Here is a 16521-nt window from a genome sequence, read left to right on the forward strand (position 1 = left end):
ACGACAAGCGACGAGCCGCCAGGCGAGGAGCGCAGCTCGCGCTTGCAATAAATATGTAGGGTTTTTTAGGCGGGCCAGGTTGGGGGGCGTTTTTCTAGGAAGGCGGTCATGCCTTCCTGGGCTTCGGGGGTTTGGCTGGAGGCGGCCATGACCTCTATCGCGTAGAGGTAGGCGTCCTGCTCGGGGCGGTCCAGTTGTGCGTAGAGGGCTTGTTTGCCCAGGGCCTTGCTGCGCGGGCTGCCCTTTGTGGCGCGTTGCAGGAGGGTGAGGGTGGCCTTTTCCAGTTCGTCGTCGGGGACGGCGTAGTTGATGAGGCCCCATTCGGCGGCGGTGCGGGCGTCGATGACGTCTCCGGTGAGCGCCATCTCCATGGTGCGCTTGCGGCCGATGTTGCGGGAGATCGGGACCATGGGGGTGTGGCAGAACCAGCCGCCTTTGCCTCCCGGGGCGGCGAAGCCGGCGCTTTCGGCGGCCACGGCCAGGTCGCAGGCGGCGACGAGCTGGCAGCCGGCGGCGGTGGCCAGCGCGTGGACGCGGGCGACGACGACCTGCGGGACGGACTGGATCGTGCGCATGAGGTCGGCGCAGGTTTGCAGGAGGGAGCGGACGTCGGCGTGGGACGCCCCGGCCATGTCGGCGAAGTCGTGACCGGCGGAGAACACCGGGCCGTTCGCGGCCAGGATGATGCCGAGCGCGTCGGTCGCGGCCACGTCCTGGAAAGCGCGGGTGAGGTCGAGGAGGAACTCCCGGGAGAGTGCGTTGCGCCTCCGGGGGCGGTCCATCGTGATGGTGGTGTAGGCGCCGTCGCGTTGGACGAGGACATCACTCATACGAGTGACGCTACGTCAACCACGCTTCGCCCGCACGGACGCCTTACTGTCCCTAGGCTTGGGCCTTCGGCGGAAAATCGATGGAAAGGCGCGTGACGGCAGGTGGTGGAGTCCATCGCCGAGGGAAAGCTTCGTGGTGGCCGGCACGGGCTGCCGCGCGGTGTGGTACGGGACAACCAGCGTCGCCGGATCCTGGCCGGGGTCGTGCATGCGGTGGGGGAGCTCGGCTATGCCCGGATGACGGTGGAGAGCGTCATCGCTCGCGCGGAGGTGTCCCGCCGCACGTTCTACGAGCATTTCAGGAACAAGGAGGAGGCGTTCCTGGCCGCGTACGACCATGTCATGGAGGGCATGATGCGGCGGACCACGGAGGCGTACGTGTCGGTGGAGGGGAGTCCCGGGCGGTTCGGCGCCGGGCTGCGCGCCTTCCTGGAGGCACTCGCCGCCGACCCGCACGCGGCGCGGATGTGCATCGTGGAGGTGAAGGCCGCGGGCCGGGACGCCATGGCACGCAGGGACGCGGTGCTGCGCACGTTCACCGGGCTGCTGGCACCGGAGATGGGAGAGCCGGATGACCGTATGCCGGAGCTGACCGTGAACGGGCTGTACGGGGTCGTGCACGCGCGTGTGGAGGCGGGGCGGGCAGCCGATCTGCCCGCGCTGGTCCCGGCGCTGGTGCCGGAACCGGACCGCCCGTCGTGATGTCGGATCCGCGTCGTACGGTAGGCATGGTCGACGGACGCGCCAAGGGGGTACGGCCTTGAAGCTGCTCACCGCCACTAACGTCAGCCAGGGGTACCGCGACAACGACTTCGCCCTGTGTGTGGAGGGTGAGCTCGTGCACATCGGCGAGGTCTGCGCGCGTGACAAGGGGAATCCGGACGGCGGCTGCGGGTGCGGGCGCTCGTTCGCGGGGCTCAACTCGCACCTGGCCACCACGACGGCGATGGTGCGGGAGATTCCCGGGTTCACCGACGACGACTATGTGCTGGCGCTCCGCTCCAGCCTGGAACAGCAGGGCTGCGACGCGTCGTTCGCCGAGCACGAGGCCGCGCTGCTGCGGATCCTGGTGCGCGACTGGCCGGTGGGGGTGATCGTCGAGCGGCGGCTGGATGAGATCGTGGTACGGCAGGTCGTCCAGCCGTGAGAAGGAGAGGCCGCTGTGCTCGTCGCGTTCTCGGTGACCCCGCTCGGCACGGGGGAGGAGGTGGGGGAGGCCGTCGCCGAGGCCGTCCGCGTGGTGCGGGCCAGCGGCCTGCCCAACCGCACGGACGCCATGTTCACGACCATCGAGGGTGAGTGGGACGAGGTGATGGCCGTGGTGAAGGCCGCGACGGAGGCGGTGTCGGCGAGAGCGCCGCGGGTCAGCCTCGTGTTGAAGGCCGACATCCGGCCCGGTGCGGTGGACGCGCTCAACGCCAAGGTGGAGAGCGTGGAGCGGTACCTTTCGGGCGACCGCTAGGCGTCGAGCCAGGCGGCGATGTCCTCGTCGGTGGGGGGTAGCAGGCACCACAGGGCTTCCTGGGTGGACGAGCACAGGGGGACCGCCTCGTCCATGCGCAGGATCCGGAACATCTGCGCGGCGAACGGCCGCATCCCCACCAGCGCGAGGCCCGTCCCGCACTGAAGGCCCCGCCGGGCGGTGGCCGCGATGATGCGCAGCCCCTCGGCGTCGAAGAACGAGACGCCGGAGACGTCCAGGACCAGCGGGCGTTTGGAGACCAGCGCGTACAGGTGGCCGCGGATCGGCGGGGCCGACACCAGGTCCATCTCACCCGACAGCAGAACGCCGGTGTGGCGCTCGCCTTCCATGACGACCATGTCGACGGCGATGTCCTTCACGGCGTCCTCACTCCGGCTTGTGATGACACGGGCTCATCAAGTGAAGCAGGAGTTTCCGCGTGAGTCACCGCCGCGCGCCGCCCACTGCCGTATGTGATCGACCCCTCACATTCCGCACACGCTTCCGTTAAGGTTTGCCGGAAGGGACGTTCGCCGTCCAGGAGGGCGCCCCGGCACGCCGATTGTGGAGGAACGCGCGGTGCTCGTGCTCCCGCTGGTCGCCTGGATGTACGTCTGCGCTGTGGTCGCGCTCGCGGCAGGGGTCATCGCGACCGCGTCGTACGACAGGCTGGACTGGCCGACGCTGGTGGTGACGGCCGTGCTGTTCCTGGTCTGCGACTCGGTGCCGGCCCGGCTCAGCGTCCGCAGGGCGCGGGTGTCGCTGAGCTTCGCCGCCAGCCTGGCCACGGTGGTGCTGCTGGGCCCGGCGTGCGCGGCGCTGCTGGGGATCTGCGCGGTCGTCACCGGGCAGCGTTCGGTGCCGTTCGTCAAGCGGCTGTTCAACGGCGCCCAGTTCGCCCTCAGCGGGTACGCGGCGGGCGTGGTGTTCTGCCTGCTGGCGGGTGACCGGGCGGGGCTGGGCCAGGAGGGGTGGCTGGAGCGGGTGATCGGGCCGTTCCTGGGCGCTCTCGTGACCTTCGTTCTGGTGAACCTCGCGCTGATGGGCGGTGTCCTGCTGCTGAGCAGGCAGGCGACGGTGCGCGAGCTGCTGAGCGGCAGCGGCCCGCTGGTGTTCGGCTGCCTCGGGTACGGGATGGTGGGGCTCCTGGTCGCCGGTCTGTGGGCGCACGAGGGGATCGGGCCGCTCGCGGCGGTGCTGGTGTTGCTGCCGTTGTTCGTCGCGCGGTGGGCGTTCGAGCAGACGCGGGCGCAGCGGCAGGCGCACGCGGCGACGCTGGCGGCGTTGTGCCAGGCGGTGGAGACCAAGGACTACTACACGCGTGGTCATTCGGAGCGGGTGTCGCGCGGGTCGGTGATGATCGCGCAGGAGATCGGGATGCGGTCGGACCGGGTGGAGGCGATCCGGTACGCGGGGATGCTGCACGATGTGGGCAAGCTCGGCGTCCCGACCAAGGTGCTGCAGAAGACCGGCCCCATGTCGGAGGACGACCTGGCGGCCATCCAGCTGCATCCGATGCGGGGGCTGGAGATCGTGCGGGACATCGGCTTCCTGGACGAGGCGCTGGCCGGGATCATGCACCACCACGAGAAGATGAACGGCCGCGGCTATCCGATGGGGCTGGCCGGTGACGAGATCCCCGAGTTCGCCCGGATCATCGCGGTGGCGGACGCGTTCGACGCGATGACGTCCAACCGGTCCTACCGCGCCGCCTGCACGATCGAGGAGGCCGTCGTGGAGCTGCGGCGCTGCGCGGGCGACCAGTTCGACCCGGTGATGGTGGAGTCGTTCGTGCGCGCCCTGGACCGGCTCGGCTGGGAGCTGCCGGGGCCCGTCTCCGTTCCCGGCGACGCCGAGGTGGCGCAGCAGGACCACGACGACCCCACGGCGCCCCTGGAGGTGCAGTAGCGCGCAGCGTGCCTGTGGCGGCGCGGACTCTGTACGAGGCGGAGAGATCTTCGTACCGTGGTCTGTCCCCGCGAGCACGAATGAGCGTTCCGGAGGATTCCGGTGGGCATGTCCACGGCGGTCACCGCGACCGTGGCGGCGCTGCGGCGCGAGGCCGACGGGGTCGTCGACACGGTCGTCGACAGGATCGTGGCCGAGATCCCGTCGTACGCGGCGGTGCCGCGTGAGCGGCTGCGCCTGGGGATCGCGGTCAGCGTGCGGGACGGGCTGGGCCACCTCTTCGGCGTCGAGGCCGGGGCGTTTCCCGCCTTCACGGAGGAGGACGCGGCGGCCGTGGGCGCGGACCGGGCGGACCGGGGCATTCCGGTGGAGGATCTGCTGCACGCCTACCGCATCGGCATCCGCACGGTCTGGGAACGGTTCACCGAGGAGGCCCGCCGCAACGGCGTCGAGCCCGACGCGATCCTGGCCCTGTCCGACCGCGTGTGGGACTGGGCGGACGCAGCGATGCTGCGGGCCGCACGTGAGCACCGCCGGGTCGACCTGGAGGCGGCCCTGGACGCCGAGCAGAAGCGTGGCGCGTTCGTGCGCGCGTTGCTGTCGGGCACCCTGGATCGTTCCGTGCTCACTTTGCAAGCGGCCGCGTTCGGCTTGGACCCGGACCGGTACTACCTGCCGTTCCGTGCCAGAAGCGGGAAGGACGCACGCGCCCTGGTGGCGTTACTCGTGCCGTACTTCCCGCACACGACCCCACCGGTGACGCTGTTCGACGGGGACGTGGCGGGGCTGCTCGCCCGTCGCCCGTCGCCCCGGCTGCGCGGCGACGCCGTGGTCGGGATCGGTCCCGCGGTGCGCCCGGCGGAGGCGGTGGACGCCTTCGACCGTGCCACGCGGGCACTGGACACGGCGTGGCGCTTCGGCATGACCGGGGTGTTCGATCTGGCGGATCTCGGCCTGCACGCGGCGGTCGTCGCCGAGGCCGAGATCGGGATGCTGCTGCACGAGCGGTACCTGACCCCCGTGCGCGACCTGCCCGACATAGAGCGCACCGTCGTCACGTACCTGGAAGGCGGCATGCATGTGGAGGACGCGGCCAGGGCGCTGTTCGTCCACCCCAACACGTTGCGCAACAGGCTGCGCCGGTTCGAGGAGCTGACGGGCGCGGACCTGCGCGACCACCGTACGCTCGCCGAGCTCTGGTGGGCGTTGGCCCACCAGAGGCTCGGCAGGTAGCGGTCAGGGCGTGATGACGCAGGGGCCGCCGCCGCACACGTCGATCACGCGCCCCGTGCTGAGGAACACCGCTTTCTGGCGGCGTGCATCGGGGTTGCTGCGCGGATGCGAGTGCGGGTCGGTCCCCTCGGTCGGCGGGGTGTTGGTCAGGGGCGGCACGGGCGCACCGCTGTCCCAGATGACCAGCGCGGACCCCTTGTAGGGGTACGAGCGGATCGGCGCGATGCCCCAGTACGGCACCTTGTCGGGGAGGCGGCCGGGCCGGACGGCGGGCCAGTGGATGCGCGCGCCTATGGTGCGGGCCTCGACCTCGGCGGCCACCGGGGCGACCTGGTGGTCTCCGAAGGCGACGTGCATCAGCACCTTGTGCGACGGCGTCCTGGGCAGGGGACGGTCCGTCATGTGCTGGGCGTAGCCGTTGGCCTCGCCGCGGTCCCAGAGCATCTGGATGAGCCCGAACGCGATCTGCTGGTCGAGCTTGTCCGGGTAGGCGGCGTTCAGGACCTGCTCGAACGGCGGGAAGTCGGCGCTGCGGTTGAGCAGCGTGCTGTAGTTCATCCCCGGGACGCCGAGGACGGCACGCCGGATGTCGGGGGAGACGGCGGTGAGCGCGCCGCCCATGATGCCGCCCTGGCTGTTGCCGTCGAAGGTCAGTTGCGCCCTGGTGTCGATGAGGGGTGCGCCGTCGTCGTCCTGGAACGTTTCGTGCCCGGTGAAGCCGCGCGTCATGGCGCGTCCGAGGAAGATGAAGTTCAGCATCGACTGCTGGGTGCGGTCCGCGATGGTCTGGAACCGGGTGAGGTCGGTCAGCGCCGACAGGACGTTCGGTATGTCCTCGTTCGCCATCCCGATCCACTTGGTGGCGCAGAACGCGAAGCCGTGCTCGGACGCCATGTCCTTGACGTTGCCCGCGCCCACCTCTCCTTCGCTGCCGAGCAGTCCGTGCCCGTACAGCGCGGGGCGTGCGGGCTTGCCGCCGAACGCCGAGCGCGGGATCTCGCACTGGAACGGCACCGTCTGCGTGTTCCCGGGCAGCCGCGCGGGCTTCCCGTCGCGCCCGTAGTGGAACTTCGATCCGGGCGGCCCGCCGGGAAGGTCGAGGTAGCTGGGGACGTGCAGGAGGCCCTTGACCTCGCGTCCGATGCGGGCGTCGACGTCGTCGGTCACCTGCGTGACCTGGAAGGAGGGGGAGGAGCGGCCGAGCCGGTCCAGAGCGTCGTCACGGATGTGCAGCATGCGCCCGGCCAGGCTCTGCCGGCTGGCGACGGTGAAGTCCCACGCGAGGTAGAGCCCGTCCAGACGGACGCCGTTGCGCTTCAGGTCGCGCAGCACGTCGCGGGTGGCCCGCTGCCGTTCGTGCAGCGGGTCGCGGCGCGGCAGCGGACGCCCCAGGATCTTGGCGAACGCCGCGTTCGGCGCGATCCGCGCGCCCGCCGCGTCCCTCAGGTCGCGCAGCGCCACCACGTACCGGTGCCCTTCGCGGAAGTTGCGCGCGGGCCGTACGATCAGCGCCCGCCGCTCGGGACGGTCGGCGTTCGCGTCCAGCTCCGCCCAGTACGGCCAGCGCTCGCCGGTCTCGGTGTCGACGATGACGATCGGCGCGTCCCGGCGCAGCGACGCGCCGATGTCGGTGATCGGCGCGGCGCCGCTGCGCGCCAGGTCGACGCCGGGGACGTGGGTGAGCAGCGCCGAGCCGGGCGAGAACCCGTCGGCGCGGTTCCACTCCGCGGGCTGGATCGGCCGGCCGAGCGTGTTGCGCAGCGTGGTGGTCATGTGGACGCGGCGGCCGGTGGGGGTGGATCGGTCCCGCACCGTGTACCGGTCGCTGGGGAACGGCAGAAGGCACGCCGCCGGGTCGATCGGGTCGCAGCCGTCGCCGGTGCCGGGGGACGCGCCCGGTGGCGCGGCCGGGGCCGGATCGGCGGCGGCGGGGGGCGGGAAGGCGACGCCGGGCAGGGCCGCCCCGCCGGTGAGCACCGTGACGAGCGAGATGGCCAACGCCACGCGCGGAACCAAGGCACGCAAGGCCGACCTCCGTGTGGGGTGGGGGACGCCGTGTACGTCCGGAGTGATCAGACCCCATCCGGGACGAACCGGTCAACGGCCGTTGCCGACAGCGGACGGCGGCAAGCGTTGTGCGATCGCACCAGACGATCCGCGGGCCCGGATGTTCCGGGCACGTTAAATCTGGGGCGCGCGGCGTTGTGGATGGGTTTCGGGGGTTCTCAAGACGCGATTACGGGGCGATAGTTGGGGCCGTCGCCAGCGACGATATGGACATAGTGGCTAGAAGGGGCATTCATGGACACCGTCCCCACCCTCGATCTCACCCCCTGGTTCCACGGAGATCCGGACGACCGTAAAGAGGTGGCCGCGCGGGTCGACGCGGCGCTGACCGAGATCGGCTTCCTGGTGGTCACCGGGCATGGCGTCCCGTCGGACCTGCGGGAACGGATCAGGGAGGCGGCCAAGCGGTTCTTCGCCCAGCCCGAGGAGGTGAAGCGGGCCTACGCCGCCACGGTGGGGGAGCGAGGCTGGCTGCCGCCGGGTGTGGAGGCCAACGCCTACGCGGAGGGCACCGAGACACCGCCCGACCTCAAGGAGACGTTCGCCGCGGGCGCCGACCGGCCCATCGGGCATGAGCTGTACGACGCCGAATGGTTCCGCCCCAACGTCTGGCCTTCGGAGGTCCCCGAGCTGGAGGGGCTCCTTACCGACTACATGGCGAGGATGCGCGCCCTCTCCGACGAGTTGCTCGCGCTGTGCGCGACCGCGCTCGGCTTGGACGCGGGCTACTTCGCCCCGTACACCGAGCACTCCTCCTACACGCTCAACATCAACCGCTACCCGCCGCTGTCGCAACTCGGTACGCCCGAGCCGGGGCAGTTCCGGATCGGCCCGCACACCGACTTCGGCACCGTCACCGTGCTCGACCGGCAGCCCGGCGCGGGAGGGCTCCAGGTCTACTCGGAGGAGGCGGGCTGGGTTGACGCCCCCTACACGGAGGACTCGTTCACCATCAACACCGGCGACCTGCTGGCCGTCTGGTCGGGGAACCGCTGGAAGTCCAACCGGCACCGTGTCCTGCCGCCCGACCCCAGCGCGCCCGACGAGGAACTGGTGTCGCTCATCTTCTTCTACGAGTGCAACCCCGACGCCTGGGTGGAGCCGCTGCGCCCGCCCATCGGCCGCACGACCCTGGACCCGGTACGCGCCCACGACTTCCTGATGGAACGGCTCGACGCCATCACCGTCGGCTGACCGAACGAGAGGAAAGGCCATGACCGACGTGAAGGCCGGAGGCGCCCAGGCCGTCTCCGAGGCCGGATTGGTCGTCCGGGAAGCCGAGTACGGCGACAAGCTCGCGGCGGTGGAGCCCGGTGGCGCCGAGTACATCCCGCTCGACCAGCGCCACGGAACACCGCTCAAGCTCTTCTGGACGTGGACGTCGCCCAACCTGGAGTTCGCCACCGTCTTCCTGGGCGTGCTCGCCGTCGCCGCGTTCGGGCTGAACTTCTGGCAGGCGGTCGCCGCGGCCGCCCTGGGCAGCGCGCTGGGCGCGCTGTCGCACGCCGTCCTGTCCGCACGAGCGCCCAAGCATGGCGTGGGCCAGATGGTGCTGGGACGCGTCCCGTTCGGGTTCCGCGGCAACGCGCTGCCCGCCGGGCTCAACACCATCGCCGGTGGCATCGGCTGGTTCGCCGTCAACAGCGTCAGCGCCGCCCTGGCGCTGTCCACGCTGACGGGCCTCCCCAAGGCGCTGTGCCTGTTCGCCGTGGTGGTGATCCAGGTCACCGTCGGGTTCTTCGGGCACAACTTCGTGCACACCGTGGAGCGGTACGCCTTCCCCGTGCTCGCCGTGGTGTTCGTGCTCGCCTCGATCGTCATCCTCAGCAAGGCGAACTTCGGCGCCCCGGCGAGCGGCGAGGGCGGCGGCCTGGGCGGGTTCCTCATCGCCACGGCCGCCGCGTTCGGGTACGCGGCGGGCTGGAACCCCTACGCCGCCGACCTCACCCGCTACCTGGCGCCCGACACCCCCAGGCTCCCGGTCGCGCTGTTCGCCGGGCTGGGCATCTTCGTCGGCTGCACGGGCCTGCAGATCGTGGGGGCCGCCGCGGTGACCATCGGCGGCGACGCGCTGGGCGACCCGACCGGCACGTTCACCGGCCACATGCCCACGCTGATCGGCGACCTCACGCTGCTGGCGGTCACGCTCGGCGCGATCTGCGCCAACGCCATCAACGTCTACTCCGGCTCGATGTCGTTCGTCACCATCGGGGTGAAGCTGCCGATGGCGTTGCAGCGGGCGATGGTCGCGCTGGTGTTCGGCGTCCTCGGCCTGGTCGTCGCCTACTTCGGGCTGGACGACGCGGGACACGACTACGAGGCGTTCCTGCTGATCATCGCGTACTGGATCGGTCCCTGGCTCGGCGTCATCTTCATGGACATGTGGCTGCGCCGCGGTCAGCCCATCGACGGGCTCCTGTACGACACGACCCACCGCAACCTGGCCGGGCCCATCGCGATGGCCGTCGGCATCGTGGTGTCGGTCGCGCTGTTCTGCAACCAGGAGCTGTACGTCGCTCCCGTGCCGAAGAACGTCCCGGAGGTCGGCGACATCACCTTCGCCGTGGGATTCGTGCTGGCGGCGCTGGTGTACGCCGCTTTGCGTCGGCTCCCGGGCCGTACGAGCGCAGCACCACAGGAGTCCTGAGCGCGTCCTCCACCGCGGCCACCGGGTCTCCGAGCCGCGTGTAGACGGGACGAGCCTTCAGGAGCCGTTCGGTGAGGGCGGCCTGGCCTGCCAGGTCGCCCTTCACCGTTGTGGGGACGCGGTCCAGGTCTTCGTAGGCGACGCACAGGCGAAGGTCGTCGCGCGCCTGCGCCACGTCCATATGGGTCAGGGCGAGCCCGTCGACCGGCCCGGTGACCTCCAGCGCGTAGCGGAGGGCCACCGCGTCGAGGTGGCCGACACGGAACGTCCCCTGCCAGCGTCCCGTCCCGTTGTGGCGATCCGGCAGATCGGCCGTCAGGGCGGGGTCCTCGGTGACGAACGGGCCGGGGCCGTGGCGGGTGGCGTACGTACGGAGCACGCCGAGCCGGTACGCGGTGCCCCTCCCGAGCCCGGCCTCGCCCAGGAGGGTCTCCGCGTTCTCGAACGTGGTCGTGGACCACGTCGTGTACGGGTGGAAGCCGTGCCACTCGTCCAACAGCACTCCCTGCGCGCCCTCGAACACCACGGGGCGGGTGCGGAGCAAGCGTGAAAGGTAGTCGCCCCCCACGACGCGTACTCGTTCGGCGAAGGCCGTGAAGGCGTCCACACAGTCGTCTACGGCGGGGACGGGCGCGCCCTGCGGGAACTCGTCGCGGTACCAGTCGTGCAGGGCCGTCAGAGCGTGCCGCAGGCGGGCAGGGGAAAGACAGTCGCCCACCCGGGGCGCGTCCTCGTGCGAGAGAGAGTAGGCGACTGTCTCGCCGATGCCCATCCCGCACGAGCCGTGCCGGGCCGCACCCCGGGCCACCTCCCGTTCACGGTTGGCGGCCCGGTGATACGGGGTGGTGAGCAACGCGAGCTCGTCGACGGTCAACCGGTCGAGCGCGTCGCCCACCCCGAGCGCGCGCAGATGCTCGGCCTCCCCGGCGAGCGCGAGCGGGTCGACCAGCATGAAGCGGGACAGGTGCGTGCGCACGCCCGGCGTGAACGTGCCGGACCCGAACTGGGCGAAGGTGTGGTGCCGCCCGTCCGGTGCCACCACGTTGTGCGCGGCCTGCGCGCCCCCGTTGAAACGGACCACGGTGTGGACCGGCTCAGGTCCCCGCGCGCAGAGCCAGTCCACCACCGTGCCCTTGCCGGCGTCCCCGTAACCGAGGTCGACGACGATCACGTGCCCCATGGCGTCCCCGCGGTCCCCTACAGGCGGACGGTGGACGAGGGACCGGGCGAGACCGTGCCGAGATCCGGCAGCCCCTCCGACACCGCGACCGCGGACCGGGACGCCTCCAGGCGGGCCAGCGCACGCGACACCGAGGGCCCGGCGTTCGACCCGACCTCGTCCAGGTGCTCCAGGCCCTCGTCCAGGTCGATGGCGTCCTCGGCCAGGCCGATGGTCAGCGCGATCGTCTCGCAGACGGCGTTCAGGTCGTCCAGGTAGAGCACGTTCTGCCCGAGCAGGCCCTGCCAGAACTCCTTGAGCGTGCGGTTGCGCGCGTGGTACGCGCCCTCCGGGATGATGAAGTACACGTCGTACTTGCGGCTCAGCTCGCGCACCAGCTCTTCGATCGGCACGTCCTCGCCCGCTTCACCGCCGATCACCTTGGAGATCTGGCGACCCTTGACGGTCTCGTACGCCAGCTCGTCCCCGATCATGAACAGGTAGCCGCGCTTGCCGCGCTTCTCGTAGCAGTCGATCGCGGTGTGCCGGGCCATGAAGTACATCGCCAGCTCGTAGGACTCGCGCATCTGGCCGCCGCCCCCGCCCTCCAGCAGGATCTTGCCGAGGTCGTCGTCCATGCGGTTGTCGGCCTCGAACTGGCCGACCTGCAGCGGCGCCCGGTCGCAGGTGGCGTCGCCCACCGCGCCGAACATGATGTGCGGGTGCTCCACGTACCCCTTGCGCAGCAGCAGCCCGAGCAGGTCGGGCAGCTTCTCCTGAAGGGAGCGCGGGACGGCGCCCATCGAGCCGGTGACGTCGAACAGCACCGCGATGGCCAGCGACTCGGGGTGGTCGTCGGAGTCGCGGCTCTCCCGGACGGTGACGCCGTACGGGTCGAGGTCGGGATGGGTCGTGGTGGCGCCGCTGTCGCTGTAGGCGAAGGCGCTGGAGCCGGTGGACGCGCGGTACGAGCGCGCCGCGTCGTAGACGTTGGTGGACCAGTGTCCGCTTCCCATGGTCGTTCTCCTTCTAGTGAGACGTGGGCATGGTGAACGGGCGGAAACGACGGGGGCCGTACAGGCGCTCCAGGAGTTCGTCGAACTCCTCCAGCAGCCGCCAGGCGTCCCTGGGACGCCGCCGTTGCGAGGCCAGGAGGCAGCCCTTCGCGAACGACCGCATCGCCTTGGGGGCCTTGTCGCCCATCAGGTACGTCATGCAGCGGGTGGCCATGAAGATGTCGGTGCCGGGGCTCGCCCGCTCCCGTCTCGGCACCTCCGGCGGGTACCAGTCCGCGTACCGGCCGACGAACGCCGGCACGCGCCCGCTCGGATCGGTCGGCGCGTAGCAGCCGGGCACGGAGTAGCACCAGTCGACGAGCACCAGGCCGTGCTTCTCCGGATGGATGAGCACGTGCTCGGGCAGCACCGCCCCGTGCAGGACGCCCGCGCGGTGCGCGAAGCCGAGCGCGACCAGCAGGCGCCGCCACATCCACGCGGCGTCCCGAGGGTCGAGCCCGTCCGGGTAGGCGGCGTGGACCTCGGCCAGCGAGAAGAAACCGTCCAGGGCCACGATGGCGTTGGCGCGGCGCTCCCGCCCCGTGGCGGCGTCGCGGTGCCGGAACGACTCGACCAGGCGCGGGACGTACGGCAGGAAGCGCCCGTCGCCGTCCTTGGGGAGCTGCCGCAACGCCACCGCCTCGCGTTCCAGGAGGTCGCCGTCGGCGGGGTCGCGGGGGAGCTTGATGACCACGCCCCGCGTCCCGTCGTAGGTGGCGTCGTAGAGGGCGGCGAGGTCGCCGTCGGCCCGTTTCGCGCCGACCCGGTACGCGTGGCGGCGCGTCGTGATGGCGACCGGGCCGGATCGGTTGTAGGCGCGCCACAGCGCGTTGAGCCGGGTGAACTCCTCGCCTCCGCATCCGCCGGTGGCGTCCGGATGCAGGAGCCGGACCAGCCTCCGGTACGTGCGGGCGGCGCTGTCCTGGTCCGGGCCGAACAGGTCGGCGGGCGTACGGGCGCGGCGCAGCAGCTCCAGCGCCTCGTCGAGTGAGGCCGTCATCGGATCTCCTCCTCGCGGCTCGGCCGGAGCAGCGCGGGGTGCAGCAGGCGGGCGTCGCCCGCGCGGTACAGCTTGGGCCGGGGACCGCCCTTGCGGCCCCCACGGTCGGACGTGGCCCCGGTGCTCTCCACGAACCCCGGCACGGACAGGACCTTCCGGTGGAAGTTGCCCGCGTGCAGCTCCTCGCCCCACACCGCCTCGTAGACCGCGCGCAGCTCCGGGATGGTGAACTCGGGCGCGCAGAACGCCGTGGCGAGCGGGGTGTACTCAAGCTTGGAACGGGCGCGCTCCAGCCCGTCGGTGAGGATGCGCGCGTGGTCGAACGCGAGCTTCCGCGTGGTGCCGGGCGCCTGGTCGCCGCCGTCGGTGAGGCCGAGCCGTTCCACGGGCGTCCAGGCGGCGTCGGCGGCGTCCCCTCCGGCCTCGGGCTCGGGCAGTTCGGGGGCGAAGACGAGGTAGGCCACGGAGATGACGCGCATGCGCGGGTCGCGTCCGGGCGTTCCGTAGGTCGCGAGCTGCTCGAGATGGATGCGCTCAAGCGGACCCCGCTTGGCGCTCAGCCCGGTCTCCTCGGACAGTTCACGCACGGCGGCGTCGGGCAGATCCTCGGCGTCCTGGACGCCGTGGACGAATCCGCCGGGCAAGGCCCACATCCCGGCGAACGGCGCCTGCCCGCGCCGCACCAGCAGGACGTTCAGCGAGCCGTCCCGGATGGTCAGGGCGACCACGTCGACGGTGACCGAGACGGGGTCGTAGTCGCGCGGATCGTATCCGGCGAGGAAGTCGCCCTCGTCCCTGCGCGGATCGGTGCTCACGTCGGACCCTCCGCAAGTCATTCTCATAGTGAGTTCGTCTCGATATGAGAAGAACATACGGCACGGATCCGCGGCCGTCCAGTCCTTTGCGAACGACGAACGCCGCCTCCCCCTGTGCGCGGTCAAGGGGGGCGGCGTTCGCGGGCGTCAGCGGCGGTGACGGCCGCCGGGGTACGGGGGCTGCGGCGGGTGGTCCTGCGGCGGATACGGCTGCTGCTGCGGACGTTGGTAGGGCAGTCCCTCTGGGGGAGTGGGATGCGCCTGCGGTCCCGTGCCCTGGTACGGGACGGGCTGCGGGCCGGTGCGCTGACGCGGCACCTGCTGCGGCCCCGTCGGCTGCTCCGGCGGGTAATCGGGGTACTGCGGTTGCTGGACGCGCGGCGTCCAGGGCCGGGCCCCGCCGCCCGCCGGGAAGCGCTCGGGCTGGTACGGCGGCACGCCAGGGGTCCCGGGCGGGACGGTCGAGATCGGGCGGGAGCCCGGCGGGGGAGCGGCCGGCGTCGCGGCCATCGGCCGTTGCGGCACGGGACGGTCGAGCAGGGCGCGCAGCTCGCTGCTGCGCCTCCCGTACGCCAGGTAGAGCAGCAGCCCGGCCAGCATCCAGGCGCCGAAGTACGCCCAGGTCTCCACCATCAGGTTGAGCATCAGCCAGACGATCGCCACGATGCCCAGCACCGCGGTCAGCGGGGCCGCCGGCATCCGGAACGGGCGGTGCAGGTCCGGCTGGTCGCGGCGGAGCCGCAGCACGGCGGCGCAGCCGAACAGGAAGGCGAACAGCGTCCCGATCACGACCATCTGCTCCAGCGTCAGCACGTCGATGGTCTGCGACATCACCACCGCGGCGCCGCCGGCGGCCAGGGTCGCGCGGGACGGCACCCGGAAGCGGCTCATCGAGGCCAGGCCGCGCGGCAGCAGCCCGTCCCGGGACATCGAGAACACCACCCGGGTCAGGCTGATCAGCACCACCAGGATCACGGTGGTCAGCGCGATCACCGCGCCGATGTTGATGATCTTGCCCATGGACCCGGCGCCGACCATGGTGAACGGCGTGGTCAGCACCACCTTGGCCGGGTCGAGCCGCTGGGCGGAGACCATCCCGACCATGGTCACGGCCACGCCGAGGTAGAGCACGACCGCCACGGCCAGGCTGGTGATGATGCCGCGCGGGACCTTGCGCGGCGCGTCGTCGGTCTCCTCCGACGCGGTGGCGATCAGGTCGAAGCCGATGTAGGCGAAGGCGATGGCGGGCGCCGCCGCCAGGATGCCCCACACCCCGAACACCTGCGGGGAGCCTCCGGTGACCGCGCCGGCCAGCGCGTCCAGGACGCTCTGGCCGCCGTCGCCCGAGGCGGGCCGGGCCGGCGGGACGAACGGGGTGAGGTTGCCGGAGTCGAAGTGGGTCAGCCCGACCCCGATCACCAGGCCGATCACCAGCAGCTTGGCCATCACCATGAGCCACAGCGTGCGCAGGCCCAGCCGGCTGCCGGTCGCCAGCAGCAGGATGAGCAGCAGCAGGATGCCCAGCGCGAACACGTCGAAGCCCTTGGGCTGCCCGATCACCCCTCCGAGCCAGTCCGGCACGGGGACGCCGAAGTCGGCCACCACCTGCGCCGCGTACAGCGACCAGGCCCTGGCCACCACCGAGGCCGCCAGCAGCAGTTCGAGGATCAGCGACCAGCCCACGACCCACGCCCACACCTCGCCGAACGCGACGTAGCTGAACGAGTAGGCGCTGCCGGCCACCGGGACGATCGAGGACAGCTCGGCGTAGGCGAGCGCGGCCAGCAGGCACACCCCGCCGGCGATGAGGAAGGACAGGATGACCGCGGGCCCCGCGTTGGCGGCGGCCTGCACCATCGAGATCTTGAAGATGCCCGCCCCGACCATGACGCCGAGACCCAGGACGACCAGGTCACGGGTGCGGTACACGACGCGCAGCCGGTGCCGGCCGCCATAGAGCTGGCCGGTGGCCTGCTCGACCGGCAACCGCCGGAACATGGTGTTGGGCGTGCGGCTATTCCAGGTCATCTAGGAGCTCCAAACCTGAACCCGCGCCGCTGTTCGCGAGACCGGAGATGGCTAAGACCCCAACACTTCACCATATTTCGGTAAAACCGCAACGCTCTCCGCATGATCGTTTCGCCACGTCACACGGATTTCGCGGGGCGAGGCCGGATCCGGTCGCCTCCCGTTACGTCCGGGCCATCGCGCGTAACGCGCGCGAAACAGGAAGACCCCTGTTCCCCCTGGTGCGCGCCGCGGCGGCGCCCCCGATGGTCACGGATCGATGCCAGGGATGTCCGGGACCCTGGCATACCGCGAAGATCGGTGAAACGGTGGTGCCG

15 protein-coding genes are annotated in these 16521 nt (G+C 71.2%); 7 read left to right on the forward strand and 8 right to left on the reverse strand.

All coding sequences use genetic code 11. From position 1 onward, the window contains the following. Positions 1–65: 65 nt before the first annotated feature. The gene (locus ACGWYJ_RS32975) at positions 66–830 is read right to left on the reverse strand and encodes an enoyl-CoA hydratase-related protein (protein WP_395110373.1); all 765 of its coding nucleotides are present in this window, start codon (positions 828–830) and stop codon (positions 66–68) included. Positions 831–932: 102 nt separating this feature from the next. On the opposite strand from ACGWYJ_RS32975, the gene ACGWYJ_RS32980 reads away from it, so the two are divergent. Genes ACGWYJ_RS32980 through ACGWYJ_RS32990 form a run of 3 tightly spaced genes read left to right on the forward strand, consistent with a single transcriptional unit; the run spans position 933 to position 2292 of the window. Next, positions 933–1532: a TetR/AcrR family transcriptional regulator gene (locus ACGWYJ_RS32980; protein WP_395110374.1), complete on the forward strand. Its 600-nt coding sequence runs from the start codon at positions 933–935 to the stop codon at positions 1530–1532. Positions 1533–1590: 58 nt separating this feature from the next. Next, positions 1591–1977, forward strand: coding sequence for a hypothetical protein (locus ACGWYJ_RS32985; protein ID WP_395110376.1), 387 nt, complete (start codon positions 1591–1593; stop codon positions 1975–1977). A gap of 15 nt (positions 1978–1992) precedes the next feature. After that, positions 1993–2292 (forward strand): MTH1187 family thiamine-binding protein, encoded by a 300-nt coding sequence (locus tag ACGWYJ_RS32990; protein WP_285694771.1) that lies wholly within the window; start codon positions 1993–1995, stop codon positions 2290–2292. Here the strand turns inward: ACGWYJ_RS32990 and ACGWYJ_RS32995 are convergent. Continuing rightward, positions 2289–2672 (reverse strand): STAS domain-containing protein, encoded by a 384-nt coding sequence (locus ACGWYJ_RS32995; RefSeq protein WP_395110378.1) that lies wholly within the window; start codon positions 2670–2672, stop codon positions 2289–2291. The genes ACGWYJ_RS32990 and ACGWYJ_RS32995 overlap by 4 nt on opposite strands. Before the next feature lie 199 nt (positions 2673–2871). Between ACGWYJ_RS32995 and ACGWYJ_RS33000 the strand changes: the two genes are divergently transcribed. Continuing rightward, positions 2872–4200: an HD-GYP domain-containing protein gene (locus ACGWYJ_RS33000; protein WP_395110380.1), complete on the forward strand. Its 1329-nt coding sequence runs from the start codon at positions 2872–2874 to the stop codon at positions 4198–4200. 108 nt (positions 4201–4308) lie between these two features. Next, positions 4309–5433, forward strand: coding sequence for a PucR family transcriptional regulator (locus tag ACGWYJ_RS33005; RefSeq protein WP_395110381.1), 1125 nt, complete (start codon positions 4309–4311; stop codon positions 5431–5433). A gap of 3 nt (positions 5434–5436) precedes the next feature. Here ACGWYJ_RS33005 and ACGWYJ_RS33010 read toward each other — a convergent pair whose 3' ends face one another. After that, positions 5437–7437, reverse strand: a complete 2001-nt coding sequence (locus ACGWYJ_RS33010) for a hypothetical protein (RefSeq protein ID WP_395110383.1) — start codon at positions 7435–7437, stop codon at positions 5437–5439. Between the two features lie 297 nt (positions 7438–7734). On the opposite strand from ACGWYJ_RS33010, the gene ACGWYJ_RS33015 reads away from it, so the two are divergent. Next, entirely contained in the window at positions 7735–8694 is a 960-nt protein-coding gene (locus tag ACGWYJ_RS33015; RefSeq protein ID WP_395110385.1) for an isopenicillin N synthase family dioxygenase, read from the forward strand. 19 nt (positions 8695–8713) lie between these two features. Then, positions 8714–10147, forward strand: coding sequence for a purine-cytosine permease family protein (locus ACGWYJ_RS33020; protein ID WP_395110386.1), 1434 nt, complete (start codon positions 8714–8716; stop codon positions 10145–10147). On the opposite strand, the gene ACGWYJ_RS33025 is transcribed toward ACGWYJ_RS33020, so the two are convergent. From ACGWYJ_RS33025 to ACGWYJ_RS33045, 5 genes are all read right to left on the reverse strand, one after another. Beyond that, the gene (locus tag ACGWYJ_RS33025) at positions 10053–11327 is read right to left on the reverse strand and encodes an adenylosuccinate synthetase (RefSeq protein WP_395110388.1); all 1275 of its coding nucleotides are present in this window, start codon (positions 11325–11327) and stop codon (positions 10053–10055) included. The two genes, ACGWYJ_RS33020 and ACGWYJ_RS33025, sit on opposite strands and share 95 nt — an antisense overlap. 17 nt (positions 11328–11344) lie before the next feature. Continuing rightward, complete coding sequence (locus ACGWYJ_RS33030; protein ID WP_395110390.1) at positions 11345–12322, reverse strand: hypothetical protein; 978 nt, start codon at positions 12320–12322, stop codon at positions 11345–11347. 13 nt (positions 12323–12335) lie between these two features. Next, positions 12336–13361 carry a molecular chaperone DnaJ gene (locus ACGWYJ_RS33035; protein ID WP_395110392.1) on the reverse strand — a complete coding sequence of 342 codons (1026 nt, stop codon included), beginning with the start codon at positions 13359–13361 and terminating at the stop codon, positions 12336–12338. Then, positions 13358–14197 (reverse strand): NUDIX domain-containing protein, encoded by an 840-nt coding sequence (locus tag ACGWYJ_RS33040; RefSeq protein ID WP_395110393.1) that lies wholly within the window; start codon positions 14195–14197, stop codon positions 13358–13360. Before ACGWYJ_RS33040 ends, ACGWYJ_RS33035 begins: the two co-directional genes overlap by 4 nt. A gap of 126 nt (positions 14198–14323) precedes the next feature. Next, on the reverse strand, positions 14324–16204 hold the full coding sequence (locus tag ACGWYJ_RS33045; protein WP_395110395.1) for an amino acid permease: 1881 nt from the start codon (positions 16202–16204) through the stop codon (positions 14324–14326). Positions 16205–16521: the final 317 nt, after the last annotated feature.

Origin of the sequence: Actinomadura sp. SCN-SB, assembly GCF_043906805.1 — a bacterium.
Classification (GTDB): domain Bacteria; phylum Actinomycetota; class Actinomycetes; order Streptosporangiales; family Streptosporangiaceae; genus Spirillospora.

Excerpts from the sequence above, each read along its gene's own strand:
- ACGWYJ_RS33020 (WP_395110386.1), top strand. The coding sequence starts at position 8,714 with ATGACCGACGTGAAGGCCGGAGGCGCCCAGGCCGTCTCCGAGGCCGGA.
- ACGWYJ_RS33035 (WP_395110392.1), bottom strand. The coding sequence starts at position 13,361 with ATGACGGCCTCACTCGACGAGGCGCTGGAGCTGCTGCGCCGCGCCCGT.
- ACGWYJ_RS32975 (WP_395110373.1), bottom strand. The coding sequence starts at position 830 with ATGAGTGATGTCCTCGTCCAACGCGACGGCGCCTACACCACCATCACG.
- ACGWYJ_RS33005 (WP_395110381.1), top strand. The coding sequence starts at position 4,309 with ATGTCCACGGCGGTCACCGCGACCGTGGCGGCGCTGCGGCGCGAGGCC.
- ACGWYJ_RS33025 (WP_395110388.1), bottom strand. The coding sequence starts at position 11,327 with ATGGGGCACGTGATCGTCGTCGACCTCGGTTACGGGGACGCCGGCAAG.
- ACGWYJ_RS33030 (WP_395110390.1), bottom strand. The coding sequence starts at position 12,322 with ATGGGAAGCGGACACTGGTCCACCAACGTCTACGACGCGGCGCGCTCG.
- ACGWYJ_RS33040 (WP_395110393.1), bottom strand. The coding sequence starts at position 14,197 with ATGACTTGCGGAGGGTCCGACGTGAGCACCGATCCGCGCAGGGACGAG.
- ACGWYJ_RS33045 (WP_395110395.1), bottom strand. The coding sequence starts at position 16,204 with ATGACCTGGAATAGCCGCACGCCCAACACCATGTTCCGGCGGTTGCCG.
- ACGWYJ_RS33015 (WP_395110385.1), top strand. The coding sequence starts at position 7,735 with ATGGACACCGTCCCCACCCTCGATCTCACCCCCTGGTTCCACGGAGAT.